This is a genomic window from Mycobacterium sp., from assembly GCF_032161845.1.
GTDB lineage: Bacteria > Actinomycetota > Actinomycetes > Mycobacteriales > Mycobacteriaceae > Mycobacterium.
Window position 1 is genome coordinate 1 of record NZ_JAVRQA010000231.1, and the last position, 10,924, is coordinate 10,924.

Below are 10,924 nucleotides of genomic sequence, written 5' to 3' on the forward strand. Positions count from 1 at the left end.
GACGCCACGGCGAGTTCATGGCTGCTGTCGCCGACGACATCATTGCGGCACGCCAAGCGGACCGGGCAGTGGGACGCTCGGGGGAGTCGGCCGACCTCCTCGATCTGATGCTCGACTCGGACCTGACGAAGGAGAACATCCGGTACCAGCTGATCAACTTCCTCGTCGCCGGTCACGAAACGACCTCCGGCGCGCTGTCGTTCGCGCTGTACTTCCTGGCCAATGACCCGGTGGCGTTTCAGCGCGCCCGCGCCGAGGTCGACGACGTCTGGGGTGACGCAGAACGTCCCAAATTCGAGCAGACGGCCAAGCTCCGCTTCGTCCGGCGGGTGTTCGACGAGTCGCTGCGGCTGCAACCGACGGTGCCCGGCTACTACCGTGCCGCCCGCGAGGACACAGTGCTGGCGGGCTTGTACCCGATGCGCAAGGGCGACTGGGCATTGGCGCTCACGGCCACGCTCCACCGAGATCCGCGCTGGGGCCCCGACCCGGACCGATTCAATCCCGATCGCTTCGAGCCTGCGCAAGTTAGGAGCAGGCCGGGTGGCCTCTACAAGCCGTTCGGCACCGGCGAAAGATCCTGTATTGGGCGGCAATTCGCCCTACATGAAGCCATCCTCCTGCTCGGCACGCTGATCCGGCGCTACGACCTGGTTCCCGATCCCGGCTACGAGCTCGAGATCACGGAACGCCTCACGATGATGCCAAGCGGATTCCGGCTCGGCCTGCGCCGTCGCTGATCAGCCGAGCGTGCTCTGGTAGCGCCGCATGCCCGCAATCCACCGCTCGTAGTCGCTGCCCTTGTGGCGGTACATGTCCAGCACCGCTGGGTGGGGCAGCACCAGGAACTGGCCGTCGCGGACCGCGTCCACGGTCATGGACGCCACCTGATCCGGTCCGATCACCTCTCCTGCGGTGGCCACCGCCGCGCCTGCCATCCGGGCCGCGGGGTCCGACGATCTGAGAATCCCGTTCAGCAGCGGGGTGTCGACGCCCATCGGGCACACGCACGACACGCCGATTCCATTGCCGCCGTACGTGATCGACAGCCACTCTGCGAAACCCACGGCGGCATGTTTGGTGACGGAGTAGCCCGCCGCTCCGAGCTGGGTGAGCAAGCCGGCCGCCGAAGCCACGCTGACGAAGTAGCCCGTACCGCGCTGCTGCCATTCGGGCACTAGCGCCTTCGCCGCCCGGACGTGCGCCCGCAGATTCACGTCGATGATGGCATCCCAGTCGCGCTCGTCATCGCCGAGGCCTGGCGCGCCCATGATCCCTGCGTTCGCGACAAAGATGTCAACTGGACCGAATTCGTCACGTGCAGAACAGATCAGCGCGGCGATGCCGTCGACAGATGCGGCATCGGCGGTGACTCCGACTGCCGATCCACCTGCCGTCCTGACCCGCGTGGCCGTCTCCTCGACCCCCGCCGCGTCGAGGTCGCCCGCCACCACGGACGCACCTGCTGCCGCGAAGGCGATGGCGAGCTCTCGTCCGATTCCGGAACCGGCTCCCGTGACCACGGCGGTACTGCCCTCGATCTGCATGGGCCCATTCTTACAGTGCGAGTCGCTCCCGCAGCTCGCGCTTGAGCACCTTGCCGTAGCTGTTCTTTGGCAGCTCGTCGACGTAGAGATACCGCTTGGGCCGTTTGAACCGGGCGATGCGTTCCAGCAGATGCGCGTCGAGTTCCGGTTCAGCGGCCGTGCCGACGATGAACGCGACGACGATCTCACCCCAGTCCGGATCGGGTGCACCCACGACACAGGCCTCGGCGACGTCGGGGTGCTCAAGGAGGACCTCCTCGACCTCGCGCGGATAGATGTTGCTGCCCCCGCTGATCACCACGTCCTTGGAGCGGTCGCGCAGCGTCAGGTAGCCGGCGGCGTCGAAGGAACCCATGTCGCCGGTGTGCAACCAGCCGTCCTTGAGCGTTTCTCCGGTGGCGTCGGGGTTCTGCCAGTAGCCGGACATGACGACGTCACCGCGGCAGACGATTTCACCGATCTCGGCCGTCCCTGCGGGCGTTCCGTCGGTGCGCACCACCGCGACGTCCACCCCGGAACGCGCGTAACCCACCGAGCCGAGGACCGCATCGTCGGCGTTCACGTGGTCGGCCCGTCGGAGTCCGGTGATGGTCATCGGGGCCTCCCCCTGCCCGTAGAGCTGGACGAAGATCGGGCCGAAGGCCGCGAGGGCCTTCTTCACGCTGTCGACGTACATGGGACCGCCGCCGTACACGATCGTTCGAAGGCTTGCTGGGCACGGGCGACCCGTCGCGACCAACCGCTGCACCATGGTCGGTGCGAGAAAGGCGCCGCTGCCCGGATGGTGTGCGCACAGATCGAGGAACTCGTCGGGGTCGAAGGCGGCCGACGCGGGAATCACCTGCCTGGCCCCCCGCAGCACGTACGGCAGAATGTACAAGCCCGAGCCGTGGGACATCGGTGCGCCGTGAACGAGGCTGCAGTCGTGGTCCGGGTCGTCGAAGTCGGCGAGGTGAGCCACGGTCATGGCCATCAGATTGCGGTGCGACAGCATCGCGCCCTTCGACCGCCCCGTGGTGCCGCTGGTATAGAACAGCCACGCCAGTGCGCCGGGGTCGGTATCCCTCGGTCGCTCGGATGGTGTTGCAGTCAAGCGCTTCTCGTAGGTCGGTGACGCGAACGCCTCCGCCGAGACGCCGGTGATCTTGGTCAGCGCCTGCGCGATCGTTGGGGAGGCGAAGACCTGCCCCGCGCCGCAGTCGTCGACGATCTCCAGGATCTCCCGTGGATGCAGCTTGTAGTTGATGGGGACGAAGACGCGCTCAGCCGCCCAGATCGCAAACATCAACTCGATGATCTCGGGTCGATTCTCGCTCACCACGGCGATGCGGTCACCTGGGCTGCCGGTCTGGCGAATCGAGGATGCGATCCGTAACGCCCTGTCCCGCAACTGGTTCCAGGTCAGCATGAGGCGTTCGCCCAGGTATACCGCGCCGCGGTCGCCGTGCCGGGTGGCGGTCTGGTCCAGCAGCGCGAACAGGTTCAACGAGCCACCCACTCCGAGGACAACGCGAAGTCGGACAGGTACTTCGTCGAGCTCCAGCCCCCGTCAACGACGATGGTCTGGCCGTTGATGAAACTGCCGCCCGGCGAACAGAGGAACGCCACGGTACTCGCGATGTCGTCGATGGTGCCGAGCCGCTGGTGTGGCGTCATCTCGGTGTTGATCTTCCGGAAGCGCTCGTCCTCCAGTCGTTGCGCGACCATGGGTGTCTGCGTGACGCCGGGCGCCACCGCGTTGCAGCGAATTCCGGCCGCACCGTACTGACAGGCGATGTGGGTGGTCAGCGCGGTGAGTCCGCCCTTGGCTGCCGAGTAGGCGCCGCCGCGCATTCCGCCGACGACCGCAAACGTGGACGTCACGTTGATGATCGCCGAACCCGGTCCCATGTGCGGGATCACGTCGCGCGCCAGCCGGAAGGGAGCCCGCAGCATCAACCCCAGAAAGTAGTCAAGGGATTCGTCGTCGGTCTCGTGCAACGGCTTGGGGCTGCCAACGCCTGCGTTGTTGATCAGGAAGTCGACGTGGCCCCACCGCTGGACCGCGGCGTCGACGATGCGGCGCGGGGCGTCGTCGGCGGTGAGGTCGACGGCGATCGTCGCCACCCGGTCGGGGTCGGACACGGCGGCGGCGAGGTCGGTCAGTCGGGCCATGTCGCGGCCCGCCCCAAGCACGGACATCCCCGCTTCGGCCAACTTCACCGCCGTGCCGAAGCCGATCCCACTGCTGGCCCCCGTGACGATCGCTACCTGCATGTCAGTCACCCACCCTCATCGGCGTTCAACGTGGCCCGGATCAGGTGCTTGAGCACCTTTCCGGCGTCGTTCTTCGGCAGTGCAGCCCAGATTGCCACCTGCTCGGGCACTTTGAACCTGGCCATCCCGTGCGCTTCGAGGAACTCGCGCAGATCCGAGACCGCCGGGCCGGTACTCGACGTTGGCACGATCACCGCGCAGGCCCGTTCACCGGTTCGGGCGTCGGGCACCCCCACGATCGCCACTTCGGCGATGTCAGGATGGCCCACCAGGACGTCCTCGACCTCCTTCGGCGAGATGTTCTCGCCGTTGCGGATGATGATGTCCTTCGCCCGGCCAGTGACTACCAGGCAGTCGCCCTCCCAGCGCCCGAGGTCGCCGGTGCGGACGAAGCCCTTCTCGTCGAAGGCTCCCGACTCGTCCTCCGAGTGGCGGTAGCCGACCAGCATCTGAGGGCCGCGGGCACGGATCTCGCCGTCAACCAGGCGGATGCCCGCGATGCCGGGGCGACCGTCGGTATCGGCAGCACGGTCGGCATCGTCGAGCGCGCCAACGGTAGTGACGGGTACCTCCGTCGACCCATAGACCCGGCTGACGGCGGCCCCATCGAAATACGCCGTCGCCCTGCGGATCAGCGACGGCGGAACGCCTGCTCCGCCGCAGATGAACACCTTGAGGTCGGGCAGTCTGGTGCCTGCGGCCTGGGCCGCGGCGAGGATCTGCTCGAGAAACGGGGTGGCGCCCGCCATGTGGGTGCACCGCTCGGACGTCATCAGTTCTACTGCAGCCCCGGCATCCCAGGTCTCCATCAGGACGGCGGTGGAGCCCGTCAGGAGCGGGCACTCGAACGCGTAGATGGAACCACCGATGTGCGCGATCGGCGACGGCACCAGGAACTTGTCACCTGGCTCGATCCGCCAGTTGTCGCGAATCTGCCGGATCAACGCATGGAGTGTGTTGTGGGAGTGCAGAACTCCCTTGGGGCGACCGGTGGTGCCGGAGGTGTACATGATCATCTGGACCGCGTCCGGGTCGAGATTGGTCGGGTACTCTCTTTGCGGCTCGGCGAAGAGGTCGCCGTAGGTGGTGTGGCCGTCAGGCTCGCCGCGGACGACGGTCACCTCGGGTGGATCGTCCATCGTCGCGATGACGCGGGTCAGCATTGCCGCATAGTCGTAGCCACGGAATGTACTTGGTACGAAGATGATCCGGCTGTCTGCATCGTCGAGGATGAAGCGCAGCTCGTGGTCGCGCAGCGACGGCAGGATGGGGTTCACGACCATGCCTGCCAGCGTGGCGGCGTGGTAGAGCACCGCCGCCTCCTGCCAGTTGGGCAGCATGAACGAGACCACGCTTCCGGCGGGCATCCGGCCGGCAAGTACGCGGGCCAGGGTGTCGGCCTTGGCAAACAGTTCGCGGCAACTCAGTCGAATGTCTCCGTCGACCAACACTATTCGGTCGGGCGAGGTTCGAGCGGCCTCCCGCAGTGCATCGGCCAAGGTGGTGGTGACCCACAGGCCGCGTGCGTACGCGTCGTCGTCGCGGGCTCTCATCGCGAGTCAGCCCTTGACCCGTCGCAGCGTCATCGAGTGCCGGAAGCGGGAGGCGGGGTGGGTGTTGATGGTGACCTGGGCGACGTCACCGTCGGAGGTCTTGTACGTGCGGTGTACCTCCACGGCGGGAGTGCCGGGGGCCACCTTGAGTCCGGTCGCCAGTTCCGGTGTGACGAGTACCGCGCCAATCTCCTGATAGACCTCGACGATGCTGACGCCGAAGAGGTCCTCGATGAGCGGGAAGATCGGCCCGGTGTGGCGCTGGAGCAGTCTGCCAACGGCAGCGAACGCACGGTTGATGTAGTACTCGGTCCAGCAGTGCGTGTATTCGGCGCCATCGGCTTCGCGGTAGCCGAGCACCGCCAGCCACTCCTCTCCTTCGGGAAGCCCGGTGCGCGAGGCGAGTTCGGCGTCGATGGTGACCATCCGGGTGGCCTCGATCTCGAGTCCGGCTCCGCTGGCGAAGGCGAGCAGATCGTCGATGGTCATGTTGTCCTGAGCGTAGGAGCTCGCCGACACGCGCGGCACCACCATGGTGCCTGCGCGCGGCCGCGACGACACCAGATTGTCGTCGCGTAGTCGTCGCAGCGCCTCGCGGACGGTGTAACGGCTGACGGAGAACCGTTCGCACAGTTCGTGTTCGGTGGGGAGCTGAGAGCCGACGGGGTAGACCCCTTCGACGATCTCCTTGCGAAGGGTGCGAGCGACCTGGAGGTAGCGGTGATCGGCGGGGCTGACAGTCATGCGCGATCCCGCTTCGCTTCTCGCTTCACAGTCATGCGCGATCCCTGCGCAGCGCCAGCACGCTGCCCTCGCCGTCCGCCGAGACGTACAGCGTGCCGTCGGGGCCGGCCGTGATGCCTGCGAACGGACCCTGCGGGCCCGAGAACGGAGGCATGCCCTTGAGTGGTTTGGGTTCCACGCCGGGCGGCGGTCCGACGGCCAGCCCAGTGGCGATCGTCGTGCGGGCGCCACTGGCGGGGTCGACGGCGACGACGGCCTTCGCGCCGGCATCGACGATGAACAGTTGCCCGTCGGCCACCAGGATTCCCTGCGGGCATTGCAAATCGTCGACGACCGTCTCGGCACCGGACGGGGTCACCCGCACGACGCGGCCCGCGCCGGACTCGGCGACCAACACGTCTCCGTCGGAACCGATCGCCACGCCAACCGGTCGATCGAGGCCCGTGACGAGGGTTTCGACGCCACCCTGCTGATTCACCAACAGTGCCCGCCCCGTGCCCTGTTCGACGGCCACCACGCCCCCCGGCGCGACGGCGACGCCGTAGAGTTGGTCGAAACCGTCTGCGAGATAATCGCATTCGTCTACGGCGGGCCGGTATCTGGTGATCTGGCCGCCCGAGGTAGTCACGACGAACTCACCGGGGGCCGAGGACACCAGGCCCCGGAGGAAACCCGGATAGCCCGGCGAGAACAGCATGCCGACCGTCTGCAGTGAGCCGTCGGGCTCCACCACGTAGAAGTACGTGCCATCGGCGACGTAGACGCGGCCGTCGTCGCCGACCGCCAGATCCAGTGGCCAGTTGAGTGCGCCCGGCAGCACGGTTCGCGTCTCCCCGCCACCGAGAATCTCGGTGATCGCGCCGGTGAAGTTCGAGACGAACAGCCGATCTCCGACGAAGGTGCAGTTGTCCAATCCCGGCGTCAACTGGGCGAGGGTGGTCCGGGCACCGGTGCGGGGGTCGATGCGCAAAACCTGGCCAGTGGCGACCTGCGTCGAGACGATGAATCCCTGCGCATCGAACTTGACCGAGTCCGGAACACCCAGCCCGGTGGCGACCGTCTGGGGCGGGCCGCCGGCATCGGGGTCGATGCGCCAGATCTCGTTGGCGCCCATCACTGGGAAGTAAAGCAGTCCGTCGGGTCCGACTTCCATGGCGTTCGGCGACGGCACGTTCTCCAGCAGGATTCGTGGTGGGCCGCCGGCCAGGTCGAACTCCATCAGCCTGCCGCCCTCGCGGCACTCGCCGATGAATAGTCGGCCGTGGTGGAACGTGATGCCGTTGGCCGACGGTACGTCGTCGCGCAGAACGCGGGTGGTGCCGTCGGGCTCGCGCACACTCACCCGGCCGTCCATGACCTCGGTGGCGAACAGGTTGCCACTGGGATCGAAGGCGACGTCGTCGGGTGCGACGATGTCGCCGCCCTTGGCGCTGACGGTGTCCACCTGGCCGGTCGCGAGATTCAGGGCGCTGATCTGGCTGCCGGTGACCTGCGCGACGTAGATCCGGCCGTCGGGGCCGGTGCGGAGACCGTTGGCGCCGAACAGTCGACTAGGTGCCACCAGGCGATCGAGTCTCCAGCCTTCGGCAGCCTCGGGGGAAGCCGGGGCAGCGTATCTGGTCATCGGTCCGCCGGTCACGAGTCGGACCTTATCAAGCCAGCTTGGTCCAGACAATAGAACGCACTGGATCGGAATTCACTCTTGACGATCTCATCGTTGCTGCGGAATAGTGTTCTCCAATTGACAGAACAGCATTGGTTGTCCGGACAATTATAGGAAAGCGAGTCATGGCTGCGTCTGACGGGCTGCTCGGTTTGAATGGCCGTGTCGTCGTCGTGTCCGGCGCCGGCGGCGGCGGAATTGGGACGACGATCACCGCCATGGCTGCCGAGGCCGGAGCCACGGTCATTGCGGTCAGCCGGTCGCAGGAGAACCTCGACGAGCACGTCGCCCCGCTCGCCCAACGCGGCCTGGCCGTCGTGCCCGTGGCGGCCGACGCCTCCACCGACGACGGCATCGCGATCGTGATGGACGCGGCCCGGCACGCCGAGGGTGACCTCTACGGGCTGGTAAACGTGGCGGGTGGCGCCGCTCCCGGGACGTGGATGCCCGCGACGCGGGTGACACGCTCCGATTGGCGCGACCTCTTCACGGCCAACCTGGAGACCGCGTTCTTCACCAGTCAGGCCGTCGCCGCCGAGATCCGGGCGAACGGGAATCCCGGCTCCATCGTGTCGATCAGCTCGATCAGCGGCATGAACAGCGCGCCGTTCCACATCGCGTACGGCAGCGCCAAGGCAGCGATCGTCGCGATGACGCGCACCATGGCACTCGAACTGGCGACCGACGGCATCCGGGTCAACGCGGTGGCGCCGGGCGTCACGGAAACCGCTGCGTCGCAGACGTACGTGGACGACGATCCCGTTCGCGACCGCGCCGCCATCGCGATGGGCCGCCGCGGACGACCGGAAGAGCAGGCGGGCGCCATTCTCTTCCTCCTGTCGGATCTGTCGAGCTACGTGACCGGCCAGACGCTCGTCGTCGACGGTGGTCTTGATCTGAAGTGGAGCCACCTCGCGGCAGACCACACCTCGTTGTTCCTGAAGGACGAAATCTTCCGCGCCGAGATCAGGAGGCCCTGATGACTGACATCGAAGCGCAAGAGACCGAAGAACTGTCGACACCGACGACGATCGACGTCGACGCCTACATCTCACCCGAATACGCCAGAGCCGAGCGGGACAAGTTGTGGCGCAAGGTCTGGCAGCAGGTGGGCCGCGTGGAGGAGATCCCCGAGGTCGGTAGCTATCTGACCTACGACATCGGTGACGACTCGATCATCGTGGTGCGTTCCGGCCCGAATGAATTCCGGGCACACCACAACGTGTGCATGCACCGCGGCCGTCGGCTGGTCGATGCGCCAGCTGGGGCGAAGAATGCGCGTGGCCGTAACAGGAAGTCGTTCGTCTGCGGATTCCACGGCTGGACCTACGACCTCGAGGGGGCATGCACCCACATCCGCGAGCAGGACGACTGGCAGGGCACCCTGACGCCGGCCAACACCCATCTCGCGCGTGTCAATGTCGACACCTGGGGAGGCTGGCTGTGGATCAACATGGATCCCGACTGTGAACCGTTGGCGGACTTCCTGTTTCCCGCTGCCAAGATCCTGGACCCCTTCGGTCTGGAGAACATGCGCTTCAAGTGGCGCAAGTGGCTGAACTTCGACTGCAACTGGAAGGTCGCGATGGAGGCCTTCAACGAGACCTACCACGTGTTCACCACGCATCCGGAATTCAACCAGTTCGGCGAGTTCAAGGGCTGGGCGAAAGCGCAGGGCAGGCACAGCAACATCGGCTACGACGCGCCAAAGGGTTTGGACGAGACCAAGTCCAAGATCCGGCTCGGCTCCGGGGACCCGCGGATCTCCACCGCGGAGATGCAGGTCTACACGATGGAGGAGACCAACGCGACCACCACGCAGACGCTGGTCAACGCGGCCAAGCGACTGGTCGACGAACTGCCGGAGGGCACACCCGCCAACGAAGTCCTCCAGCACTGGCTGACCTCGGCCCGCAACGACGACGCCGCCCGCGGCGTGGTCTGGCCGACCATTCCCGCCGACATCCTTGGCCAGAGCGGCACCGCGTGGCAGATCTTCCCGAACTTCCAGATTGGCCAGGGGTTGACCAGCGCACTCTGTTACAGCGCCAGGCCCGATCCCAGCTATGACCCCGACAAGTGCATCTTCGAGGTCGCGGTGTTCGAGCTGTATCCCAAAGGTCAAGAGCCGCAAACCGAATGGATCTACACCCCGGTCGGCGACCCGAACTGGCTGTCGGTGCTACCGCAGGATTTCTCCAACATGGCCGCCGTCCAGCAGGGCATGAAATCGCTCGGCTTCCCCGGCACCAAACCCAATCCCTACCGGGAGCGCAGCACCGTCAACCTGCACTACCAACTGTCGAAATACATGGGCACCGGCGAGCCCCAAGGCCTGACGCACGAAGGAGACATCGAATGAAGGTCAATCTGGGCACCGGAGCGCAGAACTCCCACGACTGGGACCGCGTCCTGGCAGGCGACTTCAACAGCCCACCAGAGACGCCCGACTGGCAGTGCGTCGAGGGCGCCCTCGCCCTCGGCGACCTCGCCGAACCGCTCGGGTTCGACGGCATCTGGTTCCCCGAGCACTGCGGCACCCCATACGGCATGACGCCCAACCCCATTCAGGCGCTCACCTACTTTGCGGGTCGCACCGAGCGCGTGAGCCTCGGCACCTTCGTCGCCGTGGCGCCCTGGTGGAACCCGGTTCGGCTGGCGCACCAGATCGCCTACCTCGACATCGTGTCCAAGGGGCGCTACAACACCATCGGCATCGGGCGCGGCGTGTCCAAGTCCGAGTTCGACGCCGTCGGGGTGCCGCGTGAAGAAAGCCGGGAACGGTTCAACGAGTGCCTGGACATCCTGGAGCTGGCGTTCAGCGGTGAACGGTTCTCCTACGACGGCGAGATCTTCAGCTTCCCCGAGATGTCCTTGCGCCCAGAGCCGGTCAGCAAGGACCTTTTCTCGCGGATCTACAGCTCCTCCTCGACCGCCGAGTCGTTGGAGATCCTGTCGCGGCGTGGCATGGTGCCGCTGTTCGTTGGCAACAAGCCGATCTGGGACGCCGGTCTCGAGGTGCAGAAGGTAAACACCTTCCGCAAGGAGGAAGGTTTCGAGCCCTGTCAGCCGAAGAACGTGATGTTCATGTACTGCACAGGTGCCGATGTGCCTGAAAAAGAGCTAGCGGCGCAGACCGACGAGTGGATCTGGACGGCCAA

10 protein-coding genes are annotated in these 10,924 nt (G+C 66.3%); 4 read left to right on the top strand and 6 right to left on the bottom strand.

Annotated features, from left to right (window positions below; all coding sequences use genetic code 11):
- Window positions 1-740: cytochrome P450 (locus tag QOD90_RS13510; protein WP_526350458.1), on the top strand; the 740-nt coding region annotated here is incomplete at its 5' end.
- On the opposite strand, the gene QOD90_RS13515 is transcribed toward QOD90_RS13510, so the two are convergent.
- From QOD90_RS13515 to QOD90_RS13540, 6 genes are read right to left on the bottom strand one after another with little or no spacing between them, the layout of a single operon-like run.
- Window positions 741-1,547: an SDR family NAD(P)-dependent oxidoreductase gene (locus QOD90_RS13515; protein WP_526350460.1), complete on the bottom strand. Its 807-nt coding sequence runs from the start codon at window positions 1,545-1,547 to the stop codon at window positions 741-743.
- A gap of 10 nt (window positions 1,548-1,557) precedes the next feature.
- Window positions 1,558-3,033: an acyl-CoA synthetase gene (locus QOD90_RS13520; protein ID WP_526350462.1), complete on the bottom strand. Its 1,476-nt coding sequence runs from the start codon at window positions 3,031-3,033 to the stop codon at window positions 1,558-1,560.
- Complete coding sequence (locus QOD90_RS13525) at window positions 3,030-3,803, bottom strand: SDR family NAD(P)-dependent oxidoreductase (protein ID WP_526350474.1); 774 nt, start codon at window positions 3,801-3,803, stop codon at window positions 3,030-3,032. Before QOD90_RS13525 ends, QOD90_RS13520 begins: the two co-directional genes overlap by 4 nt.
- Before the next feature lie 5 nt (window positions 3,804-3,808).
- Window positions 3,809-5,356, bottom strand: a complete 1,548-nt coding sequence (locus tag QOD90_RS13530) for an AMP-binding protein (protein WP_526350464.1) — start codon at window positions 5,354-5,356, stop codon at window positions 3,809-3,811.
- Between the two features lie 6 nt (window positions 5,357-5,362).
- Window positions 5,363-6,100, bottom strand: a complete 738-nt coding sequence (locus QOD90_RS13535; RefSeq protein ID WP_526350466.1) for a GntR family transcriptional regulator — start codon at window positions 6,098-6,100, stop codon at window positions 5,363-5,365.
- 31 nt (window positions 6,101-6,131) lie between these two features.
- Window positions 6,132-7,724, bottom strand: a complete 1,593-nt coding sequence (locus QOD90_RS13540; RefSeq protein ID WP_526350476.1) for an SMP-30/gluconolactonase/LRE family protein — start codon at window positions 7,722-7,724, stop codon at window positions 6,132-6,134.
- 164 nt (window positions 7,725-7,888) lie between these two features.
- Between QOD90_RS13540 and QOD90_RS13545 the strand changes: the two genes are divergently transcribed.
- The 3 genes from QOD90_RS13545 to QOD90_RS13555 form a co-directional block, all read left to right on the top strand.
- Window positions 7,889-8,743, top strand: a complete 855-nt coding sequence (locus QOD90_RS13545; protein WP_526350468.1) for an SDR family NAD(P)-dependent oxidoreductase — start codon at window positions 7,889-7,891, stop codon at window positions 8,741-8,743.
- Window positions 8,743-10,125 (top strand): aromatic ring-hydroxylating oxygenase subunit alpha, encoded by a 1,383-nt coding sequence (locus tag QOD90_RS13550; protein ID WP_526350470.1) that lies wholly within the window; start codon window positions 8,743-8,745, stop codon window positions 10,123-10,125. Before QOD90_RS13545 ends, QOD90_RS13550 begins: the two co-directional genes overlap by 1 nt.
- The coding region (locus tag QOD90_RS13555) for an LLM class flavin-dependent oxidoreductase (protein WP_526350472.1) at window positions 10,122-10,924 on the top strand (803 nt) is incomplete at its 3' end. The genes QOD90_RS13550 and QOD90_RS13555, both read left to right, overlap by 4 nt.

Excerpts from the sequence above, each read along its gene's own strand:
- QOD90_RS13515 (WP_526350460.1), bottom strand. The coding sequence starts at position 1,547 with ATGCAGATCGAGGGCAGTACCGCCGTGGTCACGGGAGCCGGTTCCGGA.
- QOD90_RS13525 (WP_526350474.1), bottom strand. The coding sequence starts at position 3,803 with ATGCAGGTAGCGATCGTCACGGGGGCCAGCAGTGGGATCGGCTTCGGC.
- QOD90_RS13530 (WP_526350464.1), bottom strand. The coding sequence starts at position 5,356 with ATGAGAGCCCGCGACGACGACGCGTACGCACGCGGCCTGTGGGTCACC.
- QOD90_RS13535 (WP_526350466.1), bottom strand. The coding sequence starts at position 6,100 with ATGACTGTCAGCCCCGCCGATCACCGCTACCTCCAGGTCGCTCGCACC.
- QOD90_RS13540 (WP_526350476.1), bottom strand. The coding sequence starts at position 7,724 with ATGACCAGATACGCTGCCCCGGCTTCCCCCGAGGCTGCCGAAGGCTGG.
- QOD90_RS13545 (WP_526350468.1), top strand. The coding sequence starts at position 7,889 with ATGGCTGCGTCTGACGGGCTGCTCGGTTTGAATGGCCGTGTCGTCGTC.
- QOD90_RS13550 (WP_526350470.1), top strand. The coding sequence starts at position 8,743 with ATGACTGACATCGAAGCGCAAGAGACCGAAGAACTGTCGACACCGACG.